Annotated in this window: 19 protein-coding genes and 2 pseudogenes; 4 read left to right on the top strand and 17 right to left on the bottom strand. The window is 54.9% G+C overall.

Annotation, left to right across the window (positions count from 1 at the left end; translation table 11 throughout):
* Positions 1 to 117: 117 nt before the first annotated feature.
* From AACY45_RS03980 to AACY45_RS03940, 9 genes and pseudogenes are all read right to left on the bottom strand, one after another.
* Positions 118 to 662 (bottom strand): annotated as a pseudogene (locus tag AACY45_RS03980) (Tn3 family transposase); the annotation flags it as partial.
* A gap of 357 nt (positions 663 to 1,019) precedes the next feature.
* The gene (locus tag AACY45_RS03975) at positions 1,020 to 2,429 is read right to left on the bottom strand and encodes an amino acid permease (protein WP_339544251.1); all 1,410 of its coding nucleotides are present in this window, start codon (positions 2,427 to 2,429) and stop codon (positions 1,020 to 1,022) included.
* A 135-nt stretch (positions 2,430 to 2,564) separates the two neighbouring features.
* Positions 2,565 to 3,977, bottom strand: coding sequence for a pyridoxal phosphate-dependent decarboxylase family protein (locus tag AACY45_RS03970; protein WP_339544250.1), 1,413 nt, complete (start codon positions 3,975 to 3,977; stop codon positions 2,565 to 2,567).
* Positions 3,978 to 4,104: 127 nt separating this feature from the next.
* A complete protein-coding gene (locus tag AACY45_RS03965) occupies positions 4,105 to 5,046 on the bottom strand; it encodes a LysR family transcriptional regulator (protein WP_339544249.1) in 942 nt (313 codons plus the stop codon).
* A gap of 969 nt (positions 5,047 to 6,015) precedes the next feature.
* Positions 6,016 to 7,437 carry an aldehyde dehydrogenase family protein gene (locus AACY45_RS03960; RefSeq protein WP_339544248.1) on the bottom strand — a complete coding sequence of 474 codons (1,422 nt, stop codon included), beginning with the start codon at positions 7,435 to 7,437 and terminating at the stop codon, positions 6,016 to 6,018.
* Between the two features lie 82 nt (positions 7,438 to 7,519).
* Complete coding sequence (locus AACY45_RS03955) at positions 7,520 to 8,368, bottom strand: alpha/beta fold hydrolase (protein ID WP_339544247.1); 849 nt, start codon at positions 8,366 to 8,368, stop codon at positions 7,520 to 7,522.
* Positions 8,369 to 8,401: 33 nt separating this feature from the next.
* Positions 8,402 to 9,694 carry an NAD(P)/FAD-dependent oxidoreductase gene (locus tag AACY45_RS03950; protein ID WP_339544246.1) on the bottom strand — a complete coding sequence of 431 codons (1,293 nt, stop codon included), beginning with the start codon at positions 9,692 to 9,694 and terminating at the stop codon, positions 8,402 to 8,404.
* Between the two features lie 57 nt (positions 9,695 to 9,751).
* On the bottom strand, positions 9,752 to 10,174 hold the full coding sequence (locus tag AACY45_RS03945) for a RidA family protein (RefSeq protein ID WP_339544245.1): 423 nt from the start codon (positions 10,172 to 10,174) through the stop codon (positions 9,752 to 9,754).
* A 33-nt stretch (positions 10,175 to 10,207) separates the two neighbouring features.
* Positions 10,208 to 11,347 carry a tyramine oxidase subunit B gene (locus tag AACY45_RS03940; protein WP_339544244.1) on the bottom strand — a complete coding sequence of 380 codons (1,140 nt, stop codon included), beginning with the start codon at positions 11,345 to 11,347 and terminating at the stop codon, positions 10,208 to 10,210.
* A 184-nt stretch (positions 11,348 to 11,531) separates the two neighbouring features.
* Here AACY45_RS03940 and AACY45_RS03935 point away from each other — a divergent pair, with 184 nt between their 5' ends.
* Positions 11,532 to 12,359: an AraC family transcriptional regulator gene (locus AACY45_RS03935; RefSeq protein WP_339544243.1), complete on the top strand. Its 828-nt coding sequence runs from the start codon at positions 11,532 to 11,534 to the stop codon at positions 12,357 to 12,359.
* Positions 12,360 to 12,551: 192 nt separating this feature from the next.
* On the opposite strand, the gene AACY45_RS03930 is transcribed toward AACY45_RS03935, so the two are convergent.
* Positions 12,552 to 13,493 (bottom strand): helix-turn-helix domain-containing protein, encoded by a 942-nt coding sequence (locus AACY45_RS03930; protein ID WP_339544242.1) that lies wholly within the window; start codon positions 13,491 to 13,493, stop codon positions 12,552 to 12,554.
* Between the two features lie 75 nt (positions 13,494 to 13,568).
* Positions 13,569 to 14,348 (bottom strand): 2-keto-4-pentenoate hydratase, encoded by a 780-nt coding sequence (locus tag AACY45_RS03925; protein WP_339544241.1) that lies wholly within the window; start codon positions 14,346 to 14,348, stop codon positions 13,569 to 13,571.
* Between the two features lie 66 nt (positions 14,349 to 14,414).
* Here AACY45_RS03925 and AACY45_RS03920 point away from each other — a divergent pair, with 66 nt between their 5' ends.
* Positions 14,415 to 15,302 (top strand): alpha/beta fold hydrolase, encoded by an 888-nt coding sequence (locus AACY45_RS03920; RefSeq protein WP_339544240.1) that lies wholly within the window; start codon positions 14,415 to 14,417, stop codon positions 15,300 to 15,302.
* 442 nt (positions 15,303 to 15,744) lie between these two features.
* Here AACY45_RS03920 and AACY45_RS03915 read toward each other — a convergent pair.
* Positions 15,745 to 16,113: pseudogene (locus AACY45_RS03915) on the bottom strand (LysE family translocator); the annotation flags it as partial.
* 105 nt (positions 16,114 to 16,218) lie between these two features.
* Between AACY45_RS03915 and AACY45_RS03910 the strand changes: the two are divergent.
* Both AACY45_RS03910 and AACY45_RS03905 read left to right on the top strand, forming a co-directional pair.
* Complete coding sequence (locus tag AACY45_RS03910; protein WP_339544239.1) at positions 16,219 to 17,082, top strand: hypothetical protein; 864 nt, start codon at positions 16,219 to 16,221, stop codon at positions 17,080 to 17,082.
* 335 nt (positions 17,083 to 17,417) lie between these two features.
* On the top strand, positions 17,418 to 17,741 hold the full coding sequence (locus tag AACY45_RS03905) for a hypothetical protein (protein WP_339544238.1): 324 nt from the start codon (positions 17,418 to 17,420) through the stop codon (positions 17,739 to 17,741).
* Between the two features lie 92 nt (positions 17,742 to 17,833).
* Here the strand turns inward: AACY45_RS03905 and AACY45_RS03900 are convergent, their stop codons facing one another.
* The 5 genes from AACY45_RS03900 to AACY45_RS03880 form a co-directional block, all read right to left on the bottom strand.
* Complete coding sequence (locus AACY45_RS03900) at positions 17,834 to 18,877, bottom strand: alpha/beta hydrolase family protein (RefSeq protein ID WP_339544237.1); 1,044 nt, start codon at positions 18,875 to 18,877, stop codon at positions 17,834 to 17,836.
* 597 nt (positions 18,878 to 19,474) lie between these two features.
* Positions 19,475 to 20,197, bottom strand: a complete 723-nt coding sequence (locus AACY45_RS03895) for a formylglycine-generating enzyme family protein (RefSeq protein WP_339544236.1) — start codon at positions 20,195 to 20,197, stop codon at positions 19,475 to 19,477.
* A gap of 317 nt (positions 20,198 to 20,514) precedes the next feature.
* The gene (locus AACY45_RS03890) at positions 20,515 to 23,625 is read right to left on the bottom strand and encodes an efflux RND transporter permease subunit (protein ID WP_339544235.1); all 3,111 of its coding nucleotides are present in this window, start codon (positions 23,623 to 23,625) and stop codon (positions 20,515 to 20,517) included.
* The gene (locus AACY45_RS03885) at positions 23,622 to 24,809 is read right to left on the bottom strand and encodes an efflux RND transporter periplasmic adaptor subunit (RefSeq protein WP_339544234.1); all 1,188 of its coding nucleotides are present in this window, start codon (positions 24,807 to 24,809) and stop codon (positions 23,622 to 23,624) included. The genes AACY45_RS03890 and AACY45_RS03885 overlap by 4 nt, the downstream gene beginning before the upstream one ends.
* A 122-nt stretch (positions 24,810 to 24,931) precedes the next feature.
* Complete coding sequence (locus tag AACY45_RS03880) at positions 24,932 to 25,522, bottom strand: TetR/AcrR family transcriptional regulator (RefSeq protein ID WP_339544233.1); 591 nt, start codon at positions 25,520 to 25,522, stop codon at positions 24,932 to 24,934.
* Positions 25,523 to 25,555: the final 33 nt, after the last annotated feature.

Raw genomic sequence — 25,555 nt, 5'->3', positions numbered from 1 at the left:
ACTCCTTTCGAAGTCTCGGCACGCCTGAGTTATTAATGTCGTAATTAGATTACGCATAACGTAATTTTATTGATGTTGACCGTCAAGCTATAAAAACGCCAATTCGCCGCAGGATCACACTGGCTCATCGGACCCATTGATAGACACAGCGTCCCGGCAGGAGGGGAACTTGTCATCCAGCTGTTGCGCTGTATCCTCCAACTGAGACTTGAGGGAAGCGACAAATTCTTTGGCGATGCTTGGCAGGCCAACCTTCTCGTAGTAGGCCGGCAGCCTTATCAAGCATCCCCCCAGAGAAGTAGCTGCTCGCGGTAGTCGGCGAAGGATTCAGCCCCCAGGACACACAGGTCACCCGATCGCAACTCGCTATACAGATACGAGAAAACACAGACTTCAAGATAGCGCCGGCTGGTCGGTGGCCCTTCACTGGTAGCGCGGCGCACGACCTTCGCCCAGCGCTCCGTAGCTGATAACTGGCCAACATGGCCAGAGATCCACTCACAGTGCAAATTCTCATTATCCCGAACGAGTTACAGCGCATGGATGAGCTAGCGATCCTGGAACGTGGGTTCGGGCTGGAGGATTCGACTGAGCCGGAACAGGAGCGAACGGTGTGACTTAAAGTACTTCCAAATCAGCGGTAAGCAGTTGTTGCCACAGGTCCTCCATTGTCCTGGAACTCACTAGAGTTGATGCCACTGGCATAAAATCTAGTGAGTCCAATGTGAACGCATAGTAGATGAATCCTGCACGGGGCAAACAGCAAGGCCTGTGCTCCCGATTTCACTCCGGAGCCAGTCCTTCATGATGCGTCCCGGCGCTAAAGTCGAAAAATTCTACCTCTACCCCAAACCAGTGAACTTCCGAAAATCCATTGACGGCCTAGCCGCTCAGGTCGAGCTGGATATTTCTGGTACCGTGAGGCGACTAACCCAGGCCAGCGTCAACTGACCTGATCATCACCGCATAGTTAAAATTTCCGGATACCCCGCCTTAGCTTATTAGAGAGCAACAAAAGTTTAGTCACATTCAGAAACTGCAACGCGCACCTTATCTTTGCTGACAAAAAATTTGTGGACAATATACAGAAAAACCAGCCAGGCGGGCGCCAGTAATACCGACACTCTGACTGCCGGAATCATGAACATTACGAGAAAAATAAAAGCAACAAATATAAGAACAAGAATGTTTGACAGGGGGTGGGCGATCGAAGGAAAAGTAGATCTTCTACCTTTATTTAGCAAGCACCTCTTAAACTTTAAATGTATTATAGAAATTAATGCCCAATTCAACACCAGGGCACTTACGACTAACGCCATCAAGAGTTCCAGTGCCTCCGAGGGTAAAAAATAGTTAAGAGCTACGCTGGCCAAGGTTGCCGCAGCAGTCCAGAAAACACAACTGACTGGTACACTGTTTTTACTCAGTCTCTTCAACGCACTTGGCGCATTCCCCTGCTCTGCCATGCCCAACAACTGCCTACTGCTGCAGTATACGGTGCTGTTATAAACAGAAACAGCTGCAGTGAGGACGACAAAATTCAATAAATTGGCAGCTACGTCACTTCCAAGAATAGAAAAAACCATTACAAATGGACTGCTACCGTAGGGGTCAGCACTCTTCAACAATACATCGACCAATGTAGACCAAGGCGTCAATGCGAGTAAAACACTGAGCGCGCCCACATAAAACAAGAGCACCCTATTTAATACTTGGTTTATTGCTTTCGGGATTGTCACAGAGGGATTTTTAGCTTCTGCCGCTGTAAAGCCAAGCATCTCCAACCCACCAAAAGAGAACATAATAAAAGGCATCGCCATGACCAACCCATATGTCCCATTTGGGAAAAATCCGCCATAACGCCAGAGGTTTGAAATTTTTGAGACACTGTCGAGCGGTGCAGTCGCCAATAAATAACCGCCTAACAAAATCATTCCAACTATGGCTGAAACTTTAACTATAGCAAACCAAAACTCAGCTTCACCAAACGCTTTGACGTTGAGCAAATTTATCAAATTAACAAGCGCAAAAAATAACATCGCAGTCAACCACGTGGGTATTTCAGGCCACCAAAACTGAACGTATTTCCCTACGGCGGTCAGTTCAGCCATGCCCACCAGGATATACATGATCGAACAGTTCCAACCTGACAAAAAACCCGCATACTCACCACAGTATTTTTTTGCAAAATAGCTAAATGAACCTGCAACCGGTTCCTCTACGATCATCTCGCCCAGTTGTCGCATCATTAAAAATGCAACTAACCCAGCGATTAGATACCCTAGAATCATAGAGGGGCCGGCCGACTTCAATACACCAGCAGACCCTAAAAACAATCCAGTACCAATTGCCCCACCGAGTGCGATCAATTGGATATGACGATTGGTGAGATTTCGTTTAAGATCGACTATATTCGCGTTATTATTCATCTCTGGCCTATTATTAATTGTATGATTGGCAGATTTTATATGCTGTCATATTGACCGCGAGTCTAAAAAATATTATTTATAATCGTTGCGAAAAGCCGCTCCGGGCACCCTTAGGCACCCAGGCGATATATGAAATCAAGAGATGACAGCTTCCTGCAGTGCCTGCCACAGACTAGCAATATGCTCTTGCTCCGTCGGTATTGCACCAATAGAAACTCGGATCATCCAACGATCATCCAGCGTTGCTGGTGTGACATACGCAAGCCCTGACCGATTTAATTTATCAGCCCAAGCAAGCGTAAACGCATCTAGATCTGCAGAGTGCAAACCTGCGGGCTCGTATCTAATGCAAAGGGTTTGCAAGTTAACAGGTGCAAGCAATTTCCAATTTGGCGCAGCCTTGATCTTCGTAGCTAACCACTGAGCATTATCAAGATCGCGCCTCAGTCTTTTCTGAAGTGTTTCTACACCTTCGCTCCTCAATAGAAACCACAATTTAAGAGCTCTGAATCTACGACCCAATGGAATACCCCAATCCCTCAGGTTTTTGACCTCCGAATCGACGCTAGTTTGCAAATACGTAGGGTTAGTACTCATGACCCGAATCAGATGCTGCGCATCCTTAACATAATACAACGAACAATCGAACGCGACACCGAGCCACTTATGTGCATTAACCACTAGGGAGTCTGCCTGCTCAACACCCTCCCACATCCAACGACACTCAGGCAAAATCATCGCAGAACCCGCCATAGCACAATCAACGTGTAACCAAAGACCAAATTTTTGTGTAATTTGACTAATTGGTTTAATTGGGTCTATCGCTGTAGAAGTAGTAGTACCTACCGTTGCGACCACCGCACAAGGAGTAAAACCGCTCGCTTGGTCGGCGATGATCGCAGCCTCCAGAGCGAGCGGATCTAAACTGTAGTTCTCGTCAGTTGGTATATAGCGAATATTATTCTTACCAAAACCCGCCAGAAGGGCTGCTTTATCGACACTGCTGTGAGCGTGAGCCGACGTATACACGATAAGAGGTACAGCCTCAGCTTGAAGCCCGCCAGCCGCCAAGGAATAATTAGATGCTTTTTCACGCGCACTAATGAGCGATATCAACGTACTCGTAGACGCAGTATCCTGGATGACGCCGCTCCAGCTGGCAGAAAGCCCCAAGAGCTCTCTCATCCAGTCAACCGTTTTTTCTTCCAGCTCTGTCAGCGCAGGGCTGGACTGCCAAGACAACCCCAAAACACCCAACCCGGTACTGAGAAAATCCCCCAATATCGAAGAAAGAGTAGCGTTGGCGGGAAAATATCCATAAAAATTGGGATGTTGCCAATGCGACAAACCGGGCAAGATCAAGGAGTTAACATCGCCCATGATCCTCTCAAACGACTCTCCGCTAACTGGAGCATGAGCTGGAAGTTGCTTTAGTACTTCTCCCGGCCTGACTTGAGACATTACAGGCAGATCAGCAACTCCGGCGTGATAGTCGGCAATAGTATCAATAAGCTGATGAGCACACACTCGAAACTCTTCTACGTTCATTCCACATCTCCTGCAAAATCAATGTCAGATCAAAAAAAACATCTATTCATCAACGATACTGGAAACGTTAGAACCTGTACATGCACCAGCTATCATACCTTCCATGACAAAAATGAATACCCCGACCTTACTTATTGTCCGGCTTATATTTTGTTATCCCAAACAGAGAGCCGGTCCATATCCCAAGCACTACATCTCGAAACCATTTATGCTCGGGCGCCATATGTGTTCTCTCATGCCAAACCATCCAATAACGGTGGAACTTAGTGATAAATCCAATCGAACACCACGTCACATTGTACTTTTCTGCCATCTTGATCGCGATATGTTTTGGAATGGTCACCAGTAAATCACTGTTCGAAACCACCTCCATCGCCGCACTATAAAAAGGGACTGTGAGCGCGACCTGCCTAGATAAGCCGCACGATTTCAAATCGCTATCAATAAAACTATCTTTATCTCCCCCACCTGAAATTTTTACATGCTGCCAAGATGCATAATCATTAGCCTTCAGAACATGACCCACTAGTACATGGCTCGTAGACATCACGCAAACAGGAACATCCTCACCTAACATTCTCCCTCGCAGCCCAGAGGGTTCTTGCTCTAACATAGTCGTTGCCAAGTCCAACTCGGAATTAGCTAAAAGCTGGTAATCATTGGGCTTCCACGTAAGATACTCCACAGAGACGCTTGGTGCGGCTGTTCGCAAATAATCAACTAGCTGCGGAAGCATATGCTCAGCAACATAATCAGAAGATGCAAGCCTAAAACAAACACTACACAAAAGCGGATCAAACTGCGGCTTCTGTGATAACTCATTCAATTCATTTATTAATTTACCCAGTGGAAAAATTATCTCTTGACCTCTCGGGCTAAGAAAGTACTCCCTCCCCTGCCTAACTAGTAAATTATCATCGAATGCCTCACGAAGTTGCGCTAACTGCCGGCTAACCTGCGGCTGACTACTGCCAAGCTTTTCGGCAGCATGACTGAGATTGCGAGTAGTCAGTACAGCATGCAAAACCTGCAACATATTAATGCTGAGAGCTGAAAACTGAGTCCGCATACGTTAAGTCACCTTAAAATATTTCACCAATACAGAAAAAATGCGTCCCATCATTCCAGCCGAACCAGAGACTCACCGCCCTGTCAGCCGCACATCAATAAACGCCAGGTGAAGATCATGATTTCGTGGCTTTCAGCATCACCACAGACACGTTGGCCCCTGCAAAGGCATTGTCGATAACATTGAACCATTCATGATCGAAACCGGGTAGCAGACCCTTGCCTTTCGCAGACGCCGGTGGGATTGCGGTCAGGTTTCCGTTATCTGCGACGAGCCGGCCTGTAGCTTTACAGTGAGCGTCACGGTTTGTCGACACGTCGAAGCGGACAAGCTAATGCCTCGCGCGTATGAACAGACTAGCGAATGACGTGATTGGATGGTTTTTGCTTAGACAAGCGTGTTGACCGGATCTTTAGAAATTTGAGCGTTGATCACGTAACAAATCGGCCTCAAAATTTCTCCCTCCGAATGGTTGTCGCCAATATGCTGACTGCTATAACAGCATCAACCACGATCGGGCCGGCTACCTCAATGGCCTGCGATGCGTGATCGCGAAATCCAAGGGGCCGCGCTGGTATAGAGTCTTGAACGCGATGCAAACTCGCATCCAACGTTTTGACGATATACACACCTGCATGCCTGAGCAATTTTGGGCTGGCATTAAACCACACGCAATGAGCTACGCTCGTGCGCGTGACCCCAGTGCGAAACGAGGCCGGCAAGGCCACAGCCCCACAACCAGACACATGGGGTGCCGTCGGCCAGATGGCTGACCAACCATCTGGCGAGTGCCCCGGTCGTTATCAGCCCGGCGCGAATTGCAACGTCTGCTCCCGGCCCAGCACCTGCAGGCGAAGCACCCTGCCATAAAGTCCAGTAGCTCCAGCAACTCTCCGAAAAGCACCTCTTGCTGCTGGATTCCCTGCCACGCTGCTTACCCCGATGCATCGCGCTCAGGGGTTAGCACCGCTACTGGGGCACAGCCTTGCGCACGAACTTCAGCTGCTGGGCGGTGAACTCGAGCAGGCCTTCCAGGCCGAATTCCACGCCAAAGCCCGACAGCTTGCTGCCGCCAAAGGGGGTGTTGGGTTGGAGCACCGCGTGGCAGTTGACCCATGCCACGCCACTTTCCAGATCGCCAGCAACCGCCCGTGCCTGCTCAAGGTCAGTTCCCCACACCGAACCACCCAGACCCATGTCGCTGGCGTTTGCGCGGCACAGTGCATCCTTCACATCGCTATAAGCAATCACTGGCAGCACAGGACCGAACTGCTCTTCATCCACCAGTCGCTGACCATCGGTAACGCCGGTCACGATAGTCGGTGGGTAGAAAAAACCGGGGCGATCTAGGCGCTCACCGCCGGTCAGCACCCGAGCGCCCTGAGCCCGCGCATCCTCGACCAGCGCGGCGACCTGCTCGAGCTGATCGAGGTTTTGTACCGGACCAAAATCAGTGCCCGCCTCAAGGCCATCACCCACTACCTGGCGTCGGGCAATGGCGGCCAGGGCCTCGGCGAACGCGTCGTACTGGGACTCGTGCACGTACAGGCGCTTGAGCGCGGCGCAGGTTTGCCCCATGTTCAGGAAGGCGGCCTTGAAGATGTCTTCCACCACCGCTTCCACCGGTGTGCCTGGCAGCACGATAGCGGCATCGTTGCCACCCAGTTCCAAGGTCAGGCGCTTGAGATTGCCGGCGGCTGCGCGCATCACGCTTTGCCCAGTGGGGGTGGAGCCAGTGAAGACTATTTTATTGATGTTCGGGTGAGTGGCAATGGCGCCGCCGAGGCCGCGCTCGCCAGTGACGATGTTGATCACCCCCTTGGGCACATGGCGGGCAATAATCTCGACCAGCCGCAAGGTGCTCAATGGCGTCAGGCTAGACGGTTTGCTGACCACGCAGTTGCCGGCACGCAACGCCGGCATGATGTGCCACACCGCAATCATGAATGGCCAGTTCCACGGTGTGATCGAGGCCACCACGCCCAAGGGTTTGCGATGCAGTTCGATACGCTGATTGGCATTATCTTCCACCAGTTCCACCGGTATTTCCTGCTCGGCGCTGTAGCGTGTCCACGCCACGCCGCCCATCACTTCCGACATGGCTAGCGCCAACGGCTTGCCCTGTTCCTGAACAATCAGCCGAGCCAATTCAGCCGCTTCGCGCTCAAGGTCGTCGGCAATGGCGTGCAAACGCTTGCAACGGTCTTCATGAGCGCTGTGCTTCCATTGCTTGAATGCGTTGCCGGCGGCGTCGACCGCCTGGTTCAATTGCGCCAGCGAGCCTGCCGGACATTGGGCAAAAGCTGCCCCTGTAGCTGGGTTGATAACGTCAAAGCTACCGCTTTCACCCGTCACTTGGGCGCCGTCGATGAGCATTCGAAAATCGTTCATGTCAATCTTCCTATTATTTTTGCGGTTTATCCGGTGTGGGTTAAGGCCTTACCAAACATCATGCTGGGCTCCGTCCTCGGTTTCATTGGCCCGGGAGCTCAAGGCTTTTGAGAAAGCCTGCGACCAGCGCGTTGAACACCTCGCCTTGATCATCGTGTACATAGTGACTGGCGCCTGCGACCGCCACCGTCCGCACGTACGGGTTGCTGGCGCTCATCGCCTGCAGCGTCGAGGGCGGTAGAAAGTCCGAGCGGCCGCCGCGAATGAACAGGGTCGGGCAATCCAGTGCGCGCACCGCCGGCCACAGGTCTGTCGGCTCGATACTCAGGCGCGCCTCGGCAATACCCTGTTGATCATGGCGCCAGGTGATCACGCCCTCGCTCTCTTTCATCGAATGAACGAGCCTTGACGCTAGGCCCTGTTCCGACAAGCCCGGGCGCGAAGCCTGCCAGAATGCGCGGGCCGCCTCCCAGCTATCGAACTGCAAGGGCGTCTGGCTCATTTCGCGGCGAATGCGCGCGGCACCATCGCCCTGGCTTGAAGAGCCGGGACCGATGTCTTCAATCATCAAGCCAATCAACCGACGCGGATTTTGCCGCGCATATTCAAGGGCGTTGGCGCCCCCTAATGAGTGCCCCAGCAATACAAAATGCGGCAAGCCAACATGGGCGACAAAGTCCTCGAGGTCCTCGACATACGACTGCGTGTGGTAACTGCCGGGCGCGGCCCAGTCGCTCAGCCCGCGACCGCGTTGATCCAGGCCATAGATGCAGTAGCCCGCACCCAGGGATTGCACCAGCGATTCCCAGGTTTGTGCATAGGCCCGCAAGCCATGCAACAGCACAAGGGGAACGCCGGTCGATTCACCCCAGCGCAAAAAGTGCAGGCGCAAGCCAGAACGGTTGGTAAAGAAACAGCTGTCAGGAGACATCGGTTGGTTCCTTTATGCGTGGCTTCGACCGACCTAGAAACGATCGAACCGATAAGGGCTTGGATCAATGATCGGCGCATGGCCGCTGACGAGATCCGCCGCCAGGTGGCCTGCCGCCGGCGAGGTGCCGAAACCGTGCCCCGAAAAGCCGGTGGCCACGGTTAACCCCGGAATCTGCGCAACCGGCCCTATGACCGGATTCGAATCCGGCGTGACGTCGATAGTGCCTGCCCAGGCTTGGGCGATCCGCGCCTGTTCAAACACCGGCCAGGCCGCGATGAGGTTGCTCATCGCGTCGTTATTGAGCCGCGGATTGGCGGCCGGGTCCTGAACCCTGACGCGCTCGAACGGGCTGACGCTGTCGGATTTCCAACGCCGGGCAAGCGCCAGGTCATTGAAAAAAGGTTTGCCCAACGACACGTTCAGAACGCTACGTTGCGCACGGAACTGCGGCATATATTGCTTGGCCAGCAACAAGTGATCGAGTGTCAGGAAGGCATCAAGTTTGCCGCGCTGGGTAATGATGAAGCCGCCATCCCTGTGCTTGCGAAACGAAAAGTCCGGTGCACCTACAGCAATTTCCGTCGGCCCCTCCATTGGGTGGGTACGCAGTACCGAGCAGGTCAAGGGCAAGGTCGGCAACGACACACCGAGGTTGCCCAGAAAGCGCCGCGACCACATCCCCCCTGCGAGCAGCACATGATCACAGCGAATCTCACCTTTCTCAGTGACCACGCCACTGACCACACCGGCGGACATTTGCAGCGTACGCACCGCGCACTGCTCGATAATCACCACACCCATGGCCATGGCAGCCTTGGCGATAGCGCTGCTTGCCAGCGTCGGTTCAGCACGCGCATCGGATGGCGTAAAGATGCCGCCGGCCCATTCACCCACGCCGCCTGGCACCAGCGCGCCAATTTCGCGCTTGCTGAGCAGCCGTGAATCCAGCGACAGATGCTCCACCGACTTGAGCCATCCCTCATGCATCGCCATCTGCGATGGGTTGCGGCCCAGGAACATGATGCCCTCCTGGCGATACCCGACATCCGCCCCTACCCGCTCAGGCATCTTCGCCCACAAGCGGTCCGCGGCGAGTGCCAGGGGGATATCGGCCGCGTGGCGGCTGGTCTTGCGCACCCAGCCCAGGTTGCGTGACGACTGCTCACCGGCGATATGGCCTTTTTCCAGCACCACCACCGCGATATTGCGTTCGGCCAATGTCAACGCAGCGGTCAGGCCGATAATCCCGCCGCCAATGATGACGACGGAGGTTGCGGAGGGAAACACGGTAGACGTTTTCACGGGCGCTATAGTCGGTGCCATGATCAAGACTCGGTAAGCGAATGAGGTAAGCCGCGCATGCGCACGGCCGCGTGACGGTCACTGCGACAGGCGAATGACTTCAACTTGCGCCTTCGATGCGTTGCGATACGCCGTCACTTCCAGCTCTACCTTGTAGACCGTCGATCCCAACGGCGGACAGGTGACGGTGCTGGCCGGATCAATACCGCGAAACTTTTCGCCGATCAAGGCCATCACGGCCGGTACGTCCTTGGGGTCCTGGATGAACACCCGCGAACACACCACATCAGCCAGGCTCGCATCGACCGCCTTCAGGGCCGACTCGATGTTGGCAAACACCTGGTGCGTCTGTTCGAGGATATCTTCCGGAATCAGCTTGGTCTGCGGGTTGCGGCCCGCGGTGTTGGATACGTAGATCCAGTTGTCCACGACCACCAGGCGCGAATAGCTGGCCTGATCTTCAAACGGGGAACCGGTCTTGAGCTTGATGATTTTTGTCATGTGGAATGCTCTTCAAAATATGTGATGGATGGCTTAACGCAGAACCGGGGTTTCCCACAGGTTCAAGGTCACGCCGATGCCTTTTTCGATGGCGTTGCGGTACACCACGGTGCCCCACGCCACGTCTTCCACGGGCATGCCGCCCACCGACATGATGATAATTTCTTCATCGTTCTTACGGCCTGGCGCGGCGCCGGCAATGATCTTGCCGATGTCCTCAACTTCATCGAGTTGCATCTTGCCTTCGGCAATCATGTCCATGAAGCGCACGCCAATTACCGGCACGCAGTGATGCGCAGGCTTGGGCAGTTCTTCAAACCAGGCTTGGTAGAGACCGGTGTTGTCCAGCACCTTGCGTACGTCGCGCTGTTCCATCCCGTCGTCAAGGGAGCAGGATGCAGGCATCGCCAGGAAGGCACCTGGCTTGACCCATTCGCGCTTCACAATTGGGTAGGTCGTGGGATCGCCCACCTCACCGGAGCTACAATAAGTAACAAGGTCGGAGTCGCGAACCACCGCTTCAAGGGTGTCGACCACTTCGATCGTGGTTACCTGCGGATAGGTTTCCTTGACCCAGGCGATAAAGTTATCGAGGCTCTTCTGGCCACGGCCTTTGATCTTCAGTGTGTCGATATGCGGGCATACCGCGATGAATGCCGCCAGCGTGGTCTTGCCCATTACCCCTGGGCCGAGCAGGCCGACGACTTTCGAGTCCTTGCGTGCCAAGTGGCGCGCGCCCACGCCGGGAATCGCACCGGTGCGATACGCGGACAGCAGGTTGGCCGACATATGGGCCAGCGGTGCGCCGGTGTCGGGGTCGTTCAGGGTAAACATCAGAATGGAGCGCGGCAGACCTTTTTCGCGGTTGGCGATATTGGAGCCGTACCATTTCACGCCTGCGGTACAAAAGCTGCCGCCCAGGTAGGCAGGCATGGCCATCATGCGCCGGTCAGCCGTGGGCTTGGGCATGTTCGGGAAGGGTGAATCCTGCGGGAAGATCACCATCGCGCCATGGGAGTCATTGTTCGGACCGGCCATGCGATAGTCACCGGCATAGAGCAGGCCGAACATCTCTTCCATGGTGTTCACGCACGCCAGCATGTCAGTCACGCCCGCGCGGATCATGTCCTGCTCGGAGAGGTAGATGAAGTCGATTTTTGTATTTGTTGACATAATTGTTCTCGGCTGAAGGTGATGTCGCTGCGGTAGGCGCAGCTCCACGCTGTCGACGTCGAGTATCAGGGCGCGTTTTTCGGCGGTATTGTAAATTTCGGACATGCTTGGTTGGCCGGCGCGCAATAGTTGGCGCGATTAATGCTTGGAAATTCCCGCATCAATGCCTATCGAAGGTTCAATCATGATCAAACGGTGCGCACCGACTCCCCGGCATCACACTGCGAACGAACAGCCCTGGTTCGTGCTCAACTCTTCACGGTATTCGGTCATGCCCTCCGAACACCCGGCGATCTCGCATTTCTATGCCTTCGATGTGGCTCAATCGGCCAACCTGCTGGCCGTGCCGGACGGTTGCGTGGATATTGTTTTCGACTGTGATGCAACACGCCCTACCGCCCGGATCTGTGGCACGCCGCTGGCTGCCCAAGCGGTCGAGTTACACCAGAACCATCACTACTTCGGCGTGCGCTTTTCACCGGGCGTCATTCCCGGATTTATCAATGTGCTGGCTGAAGAATTGACTGAGCGGGAACTCGATCTGCTGGAGGTCTCGGAGTTCGCCCAGCGCATCTTCGAAAATATCGTTCAAGCACCGCTGCTGGGCGATCAGATGCGGCTGTTCAACGATTACCTCGCCCCCCGCCTGATGGCTAAAACGTCAACACTCACGGCCATGGTCATTCAGCAGGCGCTACGCCACCGCGGTGATATTCGTATTCAGCAACTGGAAGACCTCAGCGGGTACACAAGTCGCACGCTGCACCGACAGTTCAGTCAGGACACCGGCATGTCTCCCAAGACTTTTTGCCGAATCATCCGCTGCCAGGCGGCTCTGGAAACCCTCAATACCCAACAGGATGTATCGTTTTCGGACTTGGCCCTCGACCTGGGCTTTTCCGATCAATCGCACTTCCTGCGCGATTTCAAGAAACTGGTCAGTACAACGCCTTGCGACTATCAACGAAAAATGGCCCAGAACGCCTATACCGACCGGATCAACTACGCCTGACCCTCCCTTTCAAAAGTAAACGCGCTCCTTCATCACCCCTCGGTAATTCCCTGTATTTCGAATACGGCAAGGCAAATTCAGCGAGCCGAGTTGCCAGCTTCGCGTAGCGAAACCGACAATTCATGAGCGCTTGAATATCAGCCTGGAAAAGGAAATCGGGTGGGAGGAAAGCGTCAGCCGCACATGAGGTCTTTAACGCATTGCCCTGAGCGTTTCGGACGGTGACTCGCCAAACAATTGTCGGTAATGCGTGGCAAAGTGGCTCAGATGAAAAAAGCCCATCGCCATCGCGATCTCACTGATGTTGTGAGTGCAGGCAGAGGTGGTGATCAAGCGCCGTCGCACCGCGTTGAGGCGCAGATTGCGCAGGTATTCGACCGGACGCATTCCGGTCACTGCCTGAAAACTGTTCTGCAGGGTCCGGCGACTCACCCGTAGGTGTTCGCACAGGTCGAGAATGCTTAGTGGTGTATCCCCACTGGCATCGATCAGCTCTTGGCAACGCTTCACCAGGTAAGCACTCACGGCGAAATTACCGCGACGACAACGTACCTCATCGGTGGCGTGGCTGAACAAATCGAGGAACGCGCCGAGCAGTTCTTCCTCCAGCATTTTCTCGGCGGTTGAGTTGATAGCGTCCGTCTGTTCCAAAAGGTGGCGAAACAGAGGCTGAATACGCTGACGTATTCGCAACAGTAACGCGTCATCCGCGCTGAGTTGGGACGTGGTCTTCAGGCGCTTGAGCTGATCGCCAGACAATTCGAAGGCCGCCAGTTTGGCGAAGCGTACCGTGTCGACGTTGAGCGCGAAGAAGTGCATACCTTCAGGGGCATGCAACACAAACTCCTCGCCGTCGCGCAATAGCACCACGCTGTGAGTGCCCACCTGTTGCCCCTGCACCACCGGCGCGCAGCCTAACGACATGGCCGCGCACAGCCGACCTTTCGGCGCATAGCCGCGCTGCACCACACGTTTGTCCAGCACTTCCTGGAAGATTTGAAAGCGGTCAGAGGACAACTGCCGCAGCTCACTGGTCAGGCAGCCACGGCCGAGTTGGTCATACACTTGCCGCCAGCCCTGGATGGAGCCAGCGTGTTGTTGAGGGTCATTGAAGGTTCGAACTTCAGCGAGCATGGTCGTCGTTCCTCGGTGGCCCCGTTTGTTTATCGGCCTGAAAGGGACTCAGTCATCCGTGACGGCAGCTATCGTTCACACAGGGGCGGCGTCCGCCATGAAAACCAAAGCCAGTTCCATGCCAAGCATGTGCAGGCAGTACATAGCGGGTTGGATATTCATCGGCGGCAACATCGCTCCGGACAGCACGACCTGCCCAGCCTCCAGACGTTGACCGTCGGCCAACAGACGCCGAATCAGCCAGCACAGATTGGCCAGCGGGCTGTCCTCCCGATCGCGCGTATCACCATTACCGCAGAGCACGCCGTCGCACTCCAGGCGATACGTTACGCTGACGTGTTGTACAGGATCGAAAGGGATGCGCGGTCCGAGACAATAAAGCCCCGCCGCCGCGTTGTCGGCAAGAAAGCCGCCCACTCCGAAAACCCAGCCCTGCCAACGGCAGTCGGCGATCTCGAACGCGGGTGCTACGTCACCGATGGCTGCCAGAATATCCTCGTCACAGTAGTCCCCCGGCGCCAGGTCACGCCCCAGGACAAACGCCAATTCGATCTCCAGCTTGGGCTGGATCAACCGCGAGAACGCCACCGCCGTACCCGGCTCGACGATCATGGTCTCCGTCAGGGCGCCATACACCGGCTCGTCAAGACCAAAGCGTTTTTGCGCGGCGCTGCCGGCGAAGGCGACCTTCCACCCGCTCAGTTGCTCGCCTGCGGCCTGGCGTAAGTCCAGCGCCTGGCGCTGCAGCGCATACCCCGCAAGCCGATCTATCGCCTCGGGGGCCAGTGGTGCAATGGCTTGCACCGTGCGCGTTGCCTGATGTAGTCGGTTAAGTACCGCGTTGCCGCTGTTCATGACAGTTGCTCCGCCAGTTTGCGCAGCACACCTTCAAGCCTCTCAGGTGTGGTAAACGGTGTTGAATTGGAAGTTTTTGAAGCCGGAAAAGAAAACTTTGGAAACCCGATCGTACTTTGTCACGGTTGGCCGGCGCATGCCTTTTGCTGGCGGTATCAATTGCCAGCGCTTGCGACCGCTGGCTATCACGTCATCGTGCCGAACCAGCGTGGGTATGGCAATTCTGCACGGCCGACTGACGTGACCGCATATGACCTCGCGCATTTGACTGGCGACCTTGTCGCGCTGCTTGATCACTTCGGATACGACGATGCCGTCTTTGTCGGCCATGATTGGGGCGCTAATGTTGTCTGGGGTACGGCGCTACTGCATCCAAACCGAGTGAGCAAGCTCATCGCGCTCGCACTTCCCTATCAGGAACGGGGTGACATCCCGTGGGTGGAGTTGATCGAAAGCGTCATGGGGCCTGATAACTACATGGTGCATTTCAATCGGCACCCCGGAGTGGCGGATGCGATCCTGGATCAAAACAGGCAACAGTTCCTTCGAAATCTGTATCGCAAGAGCGAACAAACACAAGCACCCGAACTAGGAATGGCAATGATCAACTTAGCTGAGGCTGAGGCTGGTACCGGAGAGCCGCTCATGACAGATGCCGATCTATCTGTCCTCGATGCCGCGTTTGAGGTCTCTGGCTTCACGAGCAGTATCAACTGGTATCGAAATCTGGACCGCAACTGGCATCTCTTGGCGAACATTGACCCAATTGTTCCTCACCCCGCCCTAATGATCTACGGGGACCGCGATACGATACCAAAGTCCCCAAATCTGAGTGACTTTGTGCCAAACCTCGAGGTTGTCAGTCTGGACACAGGCCACTGGATTCAGGAAGAAAAGCCAAAAGAGACAACCAAGACAATTCTGGACTGGTTAAAGCAGACGTCTGCAAGCTGACCCTCAAAAGAGCAATAACTCATTTGCGCCCTCTGTCATGACTGGAGGGCGCATACGAACGCTGAAGGAAAGACGATGGAAGAGCCTACCTTTTTCGTCACTCCGTCGCCTCGAAGCTCATCGCCTCCACCCACCGATATTTCATCGCAGTTTACAACAGCGATGACTAGCCTCTCACTGCTCAGCCTTTAATCAGCATCAGTGATCGGCAACTTCCGGCTGATTCTGTTGAAAAATTCGGTTTTTTCAGAACACTGTAGGATGGGGCGGTGAAAGCGCCTCTTCAGCACGTTTCTATGTGAAATTTTAGTCTGAGAGGCTCTGCGGACATTCAAGATTTCGATCTCTGACGCGTACTTTGATGCCTCAAAAACTGCCGCCGACTTTTTCAACAGAATCGGCCGAAAGCTGCCCGTCACCTGAGTTTATATTGGCCATCATTAGGGTTGCCTGCGGCGACGAGAAACTCCGGCCTTGCTAACCCCCACAGTTCTCCCCGAACGTTTTCTGATTCAAACTCTGCTTCCGGTGCAGCGCCCCACAGCTGATACGCCAGGTAGAGAAGGTACGCAGCGCCCACTACTTTAATCCCCTAGAAGACTAGCTCTGAAATTTTCAACACGACGGCCAAGCCCGCCGGAGCGAGTGCGATCATGATCGCGAATGCTAACAGCCGACCTACGCCAGCCATACAGGATGCGCGATATCCGTAGCGCGTTGCATTGCTGATAGACAGCAGATTGTTGGGCCCTGGCGCCATATTCAGCGCAAAGCACGCGGGCAGGAATAACGCTAGCGTCGCAAAATCCATATGCATCTCCAGAACCATTTTGCATCAATCCTACATTGCGGCTTCGCATTTGATTGAATCGGGAGTGGCAGAGAATGTAATCATGAAAAATTTAGAGGTCAACTCATGATCAAGCGGCTATCCTTATTAGCGTTCTTGTTTTCCGGTATTAGCATGGCGAGCCTTCCCGCTGATTTTTGGCGGTTGCGGTATGATGAACGCGGGCTACCGTTAATTGATGTTCGGATCGATAACCGTCTTCATACCTTAATGCTGGATACCGGCAGTGGGGAGGGGATGCATCTTTATAAATATAATCTTGACAATTTAGTGGCTAATCCGATCCTGCAGGCGACTGAACAACCCCCTCGACGGTTGATGGATGTATCTGGTGGTGAAAATAAAGTTTCCGCATGGAAGATTAGCCGATTATTTATTTCCAATATCCCTTTTGATAATGTTGAAGTGGTGAGTTTTAAACCATGGGGATTAAGCATGGGCGGCGATGTCCCAGTGAATGAAGTTATGGGGCTTGGGATTTTTCGCGAGCGTCGGGTTCTGATGGATTTTAAAAACGATCGGCTGCAGATACTGGCGAACTTGCCTTTTGACATAAAAAAATGGTCATCCTACTCCATTGAGCAAACCGCATCTGGATTGCGTGTTACCGCATCCGTAGGCGATGCGCCTTTACATTTGATTGTCGATACTGCCGCCAGCCATTCTCTCCTGTTTTCCGACCGCTTGCCGTCAGGCCTCCTTTTCTCTGGGTGCCGCGACATCGAGCCTGAAGCGTCGAACCTGGATTGCCAGGTGACAAAAATCGCTTTAACGGATCGCGAAGGTAAGACTCGTGATGACTTGGCTGTTGTCACCCATGGCGCAACGCCTCAGAAACTGGACTTTGACGGCTTGTTGGGGATGAGGTTTATGCGAGGACATCGGGTGATCATTGACATGCCTGAACGCCTGCTTTATATCAGCCGTTAGTGCGATGGACAAAGTGAACTCTCTTTTCCGTCCGGAGGCGTTGCAGCATAAAAAAACGCCTGGCTGGGCGATTTTACAGTGTCGGCGCCATCGGTGTTGCCAATCGCGTTATGGAGCGCCGTTGGTGTTTTGCTGGTGGCTATCCATCTGTTATTTACCACCTATGCAAAAAGAGTCCCTGTGACCGGGCGAGTGATCTATTCGCCCTCCGCTGCTGAGGCGGTGTTTAATAATGATGGAATAGTCGGTCGCATCGAAGTACGCCAAGGGGAAAGGGTAAAAAGGGCGACGTCATCGCGACATTTTCACGCGATGTAACCTACTCCGGGGGAGGAATGAATCAGGCGTTGCAAGATGCGGCGCAGCGTCAACTCACTGAGTTGCAAAAGCGTGGGGAAGAACGGCGTAAAGAGGGAGAAGAGAAGCGCCAGCGCTTGCGCGAGAAAGTCAGTGCCAAGGAACTGGAAATGACGGAGATCCGAGCGGCGGCTACCGCAGAAGCAGAACGCTGCGTCGGTTTGAAAAAACGTATGGAGTTTTATCAACAGTTGTTCCAGAAAGGCGTCACGACCGCACAAGAGAAAATTGAGCGGGAGAATGAACATCATAACTCCATTGCACATGAAGCCCCGCAGATATCACCACCTACGAGACAGTGAACGGATCTGTTTAGCACACTGGTTTATCCATCCAAAGGTGTGCCCCCCGGACGCTTACAAACAAATCAATTTCCGGCTGTCCTCTTGCCAACTTACGATTGGTCGTTCGATGACGAAGATTTGATCCAGTCACTAATAAAGTCCAAGGTGCCGGGAGCATATGATCGACGCCCGAGAGCCACGAACAAAAATTCCTTCCATATCGGCCATTGCGATATCAACTGATAATTAAACAGCCCTGCTCTCAACAGGCCGTGGGTGGCATCGGGGATAACGATAACTTGCCGGTTCCTGGCGCCAGAAAATAACGCCTTGTAGACGTTCGAATCTTCGGTTGCATTGACATTCAAATCCATAGCCCCCCAAATCGCCAGAACCGGCCCCTTCATGGTTTTCAATGATGGCGTCACGTCTTCGTTGTAATTTTTCAGAACGAAGTTGAAATGGGGGCGATCCATATCTGGAAAATTATCAGAGGTGTATGTTTCATTTGGATTGCCGAAAACCTTGTCATTCTTTTCGTACTCCTTCCGTACGATTACGTTAATTTCATCTTGAGTACGCCCCTCGGCCGCCAATCGCAATCCGGTGTAGTACATGCCCTGCCGCCGCCAGCTTACCGCCCCACCGATAATCACCGAAAAATCGGGATCCCCTTCACTCGCAGCCCGCGGTATGACCCATCCACCTTGGGAGAAGCCAAGAAAGCCTACCTTATTTGTTGCAACGCCACTTTCCTTGCGCACTCGAGCAAGTGCGGCCACGGTTTCGGTGGCACGATCTGCCATCGACTGGTTAAGCCAATCCCCACTGCTTTCCCCGACACCCTGTTTATCCCAGGTAAAGACACCTATCCCAGCATCAAGAAGGCTGTTAATGAGCGGGAAGTATCCATCGGATGCAAAGCGATCCACAGGACCATCACCATGAATGATCAAAACCACGGGCGCTGATTGAACCTTCATGGGCAGTGCCAGTGTGCCGACCAACTCCGCTCCACCTGCCCGAAACTTCAACGTAGAGACCCGAGCATCGTTGAGTTCTATGTCAGATAAATTTTGGAGCACGAATACAGCCAATCCGAGAAGTACCGCAACGACACTAACGACTCCCAGAACCCTATATTTTTTTGACATCCTGACCTCGAATCCGCACCGAAAATTACAGCCCACGCATTAATCGCTTGTGTCGTCGTACATCAATGAATCAAGCGAAAACCGAGGCAACCAACGTCATACCTGAAAACTTCCTGCATCTTCACGTCAGCCCGTCAACTCCCCAGAGTCGCAAGCAGGCTGAAGGCTGCCGTTGCTTAGGACAGGTGTTGCGGTCGCTGCCAGTCGCACGGCTTTACTCCCCTACAATTAATAGACTAAGCGACACCGCCTCTCGACCATTCGCCACGTAAATCAAATCGTCGTTCTGCAACGTGGCTGCGTCGTTGAAAAGGGAACAGATACCGAATTGACGAAGCTCAACGGCGTTTACGGTGCGCTTGTAAATTCGGGACATTGAGCCCCTCCTTCAAGCGCTCCCTCGCGACCTTGTTTTCGTACGTTTCTCGCTTCACAAAGACACGCCTACGAAAGAGAACTCGTAGCAAGGAGCGTTACTGTGACGCGCCCATTATCTATTGACGCAACACCGAACTTGTCGAACATCTCGTTCATGTACTCGGTGTCACCCTATTCAATACGGCGCACGCCTACAGTGCAGGCCAGGTATTTCGACCTCTAAAGTTCTGGCTTCCCACTACGCATAACCGAGCCGTTACAAACGGACTGAGCCAGCCAAAAACCAACGTCATCAATGCGGTAGGTGGGGTGGCTCTTCCGGCGGCAAGAGGCTCGGCATCCATGAGCTGGATCGCACCAGCCTCCGCCGCGAAACACCCGATATGGGCCATAGACTGCCGGGTCGTAGATATCCCAGCACCACTCCCACGCATTCCCAATAGTGTCATGTAGGCCCCATGCATTCGCCGCCTTGCTTCCAATTGGATGAATGCTCCCTTCTGAATTTTCACGGTACCAAGCGACGTCTTCGAGTGGCCCGTATCGCACCTCCGAGCTGCCGGCTCTGCATGCAAATTCCCATTCTGCTTCCGAGGGAAGCCGGTAGCCGTCCACACCCCAGTCGCATTCTATTTCCCCGTCAACAGTCGTGCGATAGCTCGGCGTAAGCCCCTGTTGCAGGGAGATTTGGTTGCAAAAACTGATCGCGTCCAGCCACGACACCTCAACTTTTGGGGTGTCGGCTTGCCCATCAGGGACCGCGAGATCGTTGACGAGTTGCTGGTATTGCCATGCCGTTATCGGATAACGCCCGATACGATACGGTGGAAGATCCACTGTCCATCGAATCCCTGACGCTTCGTCTTTAACACTTGCTTGTCCGCCTGGGATATTGATCATTGCTGGCGGCCATGAACGGCGATCCTGAAACACTTTATCCATTAAGTTGTTCTCTCCACGATAGCTTTGCGAATTGAGACATACGAACGCTAACTAAAATTGGCTCCCTGACTCGCTCGAGTTGCAAGCCCGAACCGCTGGCCTGATTTCGCTGCTAACGCACAACCGTTGAAGCGCACCTATCTTTCCGATGTGCTAGCGCGTGCACTGCTGCAGATAAGCCGCTTTGGTATTGGCGAGCCCGTCCTTGCGTACCTTGATCCATACCGAGACACTCGTCGCACCTGCTTCGCATTCAGCTGTGGGGAGCGAGTTTCCTCTAGTGGCATGCTGCCGATCATTGTGGAAATAGCCTGACATCACACCCGGGAATCGCTTTCCTTGCGATCCATCTCGGTGACCGAGGTCAATCGCATTAACCTTTGGGCGAGATACCTTCGCAAGTCGTCCATATAGGTGAATACCACCGGCACGAACACCAGACTCAGGACGGTCGACGTGATCAATCCCCCGATTACAGCGATCGCCATGGGCGCCCGAAAGCCGCTGTCGGCACCACTGCTGAGGACCGCGGGCACCATGCCGGCGGCCATGGCGATGGTGGTCATGATGATCGGTCGGGCGCGCTCTGCTCCCGACCGCAGCAGTGCGTCCCGGCGCGAACCCCCTTCCCGGCGCTTTTCATTGGCGAACTCGACCAGAAGAATAGAGTTCTTCGTGACGATGCCCATAAGCATCAAGATGCCGATCATTGCGGGAAGGTCGAGCGCTGCGCCATAGAGCAGCAGACCCACAATGGCGCCGCCGATGGACAGAGGGAGCGCGACCAGGATCGTGATGGGCTGCAGAAAATCTTTGAACAGCAGCACGAGGACGGCATACACCATCAGGATGCCAAACCCCATCGCCACACCGAACTTGTCGAACATCTCGTTCATGTACTCGGCGTCACCATATTCAACGCGACGCACGCCTTCAGGCAACGCCTGCAGCACAGGCAAGGCATTGATGCTGTCGAGGGTATCGCCCAGGGTGGAGCCAGAACTCAGGTCCGCGTCCACCGACACCCGCCGAAGACGGTCGAAGCGTTCGATGCGCGCGGGCCCATCTGCGAAGCCGAGAGTGGCGACCGCATGAAGCGGAACGCTATTGCCATCATCGGTTGGAATGCTCAGATTTCGAAGAGTCTCCAGGTCACTGCGTGAGCGCTCATCCAGCACGACGCGAATAGGTATCTGTCGATCCGTCAGGTCGAATCGAGCAGAACTCGCATCGACTTCGCCGAGTGTGGCGATACGCATGACGTTGCCGATGCTCGACACAGAGACTCCCGCCCGTGCTGCTTCGTGGAGACGCGGCTGGATCAACAATTCCGGGCGAGCAAGCGGCTCGTTGACCTGAACGTTGGCAATGCCTGCAACTCCACGCATTTGTCGCTGAAGTTCGTTCGCCGTCTCTGACAGTTTTGCGGGGTTCGCGCTGAGCAGGATGATGGAAACATCACGCGCATCGCTTCCCCCCTGGAATGTGAATCGTATGTCGTCTAGTTGACTCAGATCCTGCTGCAACAATTGCTCGACCCCTTTTTGATCCAGCTCCCGTTCGCTCGGGGGCTTGAGGCGGACCAGAAGCATGCCTTTGGTGACATCGTTCGCGCCCGCTGCATCCTGTCCTCCGGCCAGCGTGAATACAGCATTCACTTCCTTGCGCTGGGCGATCTGGTTGCCGGCCTCTCGTAGCTTCTTGTCGGCCTGAGCCAGTGGTGTGCCCGGGGTCAGCTCGACGTTGACTTGCGCAAGACTCAGATCGCTAACGGGCAGGAAACCCGTGGGGAGCAAAGGAATCAAAAGAAGCGAGCTGATAAGGAACGCCACCCCACTCCCTAGTGCTATGCGGCGATGCCGAAGTGACCAGTCCAACAATCTGAGATAGAGCGCCATCAACTTGCCTGGCTGGGCGTGCGGGCCATGACCTACTGAACCCACACCTGCCTTCGGCTGCATCAGATAGGCGGAGAGAAGCGGTGTTGCTAGCCTTGCGACCAACATAGAGGCCAGCACGGCCACGGAAACCGTGATGCCGAACTGCGTGAAGTAACGTCCAATGTAGCCACCAATAAAACTGACCGGAAGAAACACGGCCACAATGGTCGCGGTGATGGCAACGACTGCGAAGCCGATCGCTCCGGAGGCATCGATCGCGGCACGGAACGGGCGCTTGCCCATTTCCAGATGACGTTCAATGTTTTCGATTTCGACAATCGCATCATCGACCAGGATGCCGATAACCAAGGTCAAGGCCAGTAAGGTGATGCTGTTCAGGGTGTAGCCCAGCAATGCCATGGCGGCGAATGTCGGCAGGATCGACAATGGGAGCGCGATGGCCGCGACCAGGGTGGCGCGCCAGTTGCGCAAGAAAAAGAACACCACGATGACGGTCAGGCCCGCGCCTTCCAACAACGTCATCATAGACATTTTGTAGCTGGCGCGGGTGTAGTCCACCGTGGAGGCGAACTGTTGGATCTTGAGATCGCCATAGCTTCGTTGGAGGCCGGCAATGGTGTCTTCAACGCCCTGAGCAACCACGGTGTCACTGGAGCCTTTGGCGCGATAAACGGCAAAACCAACAACTTCCCGATCATTCAACCGGGCAAGCTCCCGACTCTCGCTACTGTCGTCGTGCACGGTCGCGAGGTCGGCCAGAGTGGCCCACCGCGCCCCAGGCAGGGAGATCGGACGGGCCGTTAGCGCCTCCATGCTTGCGGCGCTCCCTAGCGTGCGGATGGCTTGTTCGCGGCCGTAGAGAATGATACGTCCGCCAGGCACATCCACATTGCCCTGCACCAATTGTGTGTTGACCTGTTCGGCACTGATGCCTAGAGCGGCAAGCCGTTCCGGTTTGAGTTCAATCCGGATCTCACGGTCCGCGCCCCCCATGCGCTGCACACGCTGAACACCGGGTGTCGCGAGCAAGGCTCGGCTGACGGTATCGTCCACAAACCACGAAAGCTCCACGGTACTGCGTTCAGCGGAGTCGACTGCGTAATAGAGGATCGCGCCCCCTTCGACATCTACCCGCGAAATGCGCGGTTCCAGCACGGCTGGCGGAAACTCGGTGCGCACCACGGTGACGGCCTCGCGCACGTCATTCGTTGCACGGTCGGGATCGACGCCGAGTTGAAATTCAACCGTGGTCAGAGAAGTGCCGTCGCTCAGTGTTGAACTCATGTGCCGGATACCGGCAAGCCCGGCAATGGCGTTTTCCACGCGGCGGGTGACGGCATTTTCCAACTCGCTCGACGCGGCTCCCGGCAGGGTGACAGCAACGGTGACGACGGGAAAGTCCACACGTGGGTTCGCGTTGATGGGCAGGCGCACGAACGCGCTGATGCCGACAACAGCCAACAGGAAGAACAGAACCAGCGTGGGAATGGGCCGCCGAATTGCCCAGGATGATACCTGGAAGCTCATGGCGCCTCCTCAATCAGCGGCGCAGGAGCGGCGGAGGCGATCACCACGTCGCCTTCGCGCACAAAAGCAGATGCATTCGCGACTACACGCTCGCCGGTCTGCAAGCCCGAGGTAATCTCCAGTAAGTCGCCACTGCGCCGACCGGTTGCTACTGTTTGACGAGCGATGATCCCCTGATCATTGATACGCATCACCCAGGCCCGATGCACATCGATGATAGAAAACGCCCGAGCTGGCAGCGTCACGTCGAGCTTACGCGGCGCAAGGACCAACGTCGCCTGGGCATAGGTGCCAACGCGAAGCAGAGGCGAATAGCCCAACTCAATGCGTACACGACCGAGTCGGGATCGCGCATCAACCTTGGGGAGCACCCGTCGAATCGTGCCCTTCATGGGAGAAGAGATCCCGGCAATCTGGACACGAAGCGTTTGCCCAGGTGTGATGTCTACTAGGTCGGTTTCCGCCACCTCCCCTTCAAATTCGATGGCCCCCTCTCGAATCAGCCGGAACATGGGGTCACCACCACTCAACGCGCCGGTACGTGCCACACGCTCCACGATGACACCTGCAAAAGGTGCCCGGATATCAGCTTTGCTGCGCTGGTGGCGAGCGTCGGCAAGTTGCGCAAGCGCCTGCTCAACTTCTGCACGCGCAGCTCGCAGGCTGGCCGCTGCTGAGTCCGCCTGGGCGCGACGCTCATCGACCTGCTGCTCACTGACCGCCCCACTTCCCCCCAGCAACTCGATGCGCTTGAAGGTGGCTTTTGCTTCAACAGTGACAGCTTCCTGTTGGCCGACTGCAGAACGCGCACGTGCCCATACCGCTTGCGCCTGGCGAACTTGCGCGTCCAGCCCTTGGGTTTCCAGGCTAGCCAGCAACTGTTCCGCCTGGACACTGTCGCCCTCCTCCACTTTCACCTTTGCCACACGCTGTTCCGACAAGGATGAACTGATGGCGATTTCCTCGCGGGCAACCAGTGCTCCATTCACCTGTACAGAACGATTGAGCATCGCTGGACCTGCCGTGACTGTGCTGACGCGCAGCGGGGGTACAACGGAGGCTGCGGGCTCGTTGGAAGGCCAAAGCAGCAATGCTCCCAAGCTGACCAGCAGCAGGCATACACCAGCCCAAAGCCACAGGCGGTGAGATCGTGGTGCACCAGCAAAGGCGAGATCAGGGCTCATCGGAGTTTTCATTGAGGTAGTCCGAAAAAACGTGTCGGAACGAAGGCTTGGCGCACACCGGTGCAGCTCCAGTTTTCACAGGAGAAGGAACGACGTACAGACAATGAACTTAGTGAAACGCGCTACTCAAGAAATCGTCGAATCATGCGCATCAACGTTGGCGTATAGGTTTTGAGTTTGAAATCCCGATCCAGAACAGAGCGGGAGACTGCACCGTCAATAAGAGCGATGAGCCAGGTAGCAGCGATCTTCGGATCCAAGGTTGCATCGATCTGACCCTGTGTGATTCCGCGCTTTAGAAGCGCGACCAGATCCCCCTTGATCGAAGCCTCGCTGGCAGCAAATAAGGCTGCCATTTCAGGGTTGCGCATGGACTCAGCAACAACCTCAACGCCGATCTTGGCGTAGATAGGATAGGCACACTGCTTCAAGAGGTCCTTCGCCAATCGCTCAACCGCCACAATGGCATCGGGCTCATCGACAAGCCGGGCGAAGCGTTCACTCATTTCGCGTCGGTCCTCCTCCGCAATGGCCTCAATCACTGCCTGCTTATTGGGGAAATAGTGAAACAGGTTGCCAGGGCTCATGCCCGCAGCAGCACAGATTTCGTTGGTCGAAGTACCGCGAAAGCCTTTTTCGGCAAAGCACATGATCGCTGCTTCGAGGATCTGGTGCAGCTTGGCCTGGTGCTTCTCAGGATCAACTTTTCTCATTTCTTCTCCATAGAGGCAGGTGTTGATGTTCGC

The organism is Pseudomonas sp. RA_35y_Pfl2_P32 (assembly GCF_963970735.1).
Classification (GTDB): domain Bacteria; phylum Pseudomonadota; class Gammaproteobacteria; order Pseudomonadales; family Pseudomonadaceae; genus Aquipseudomonas.
Note: the sequence above shows the minus strand (reverse complement) of the source record. Positions and strands in the feature narration are given on the sequence as shown.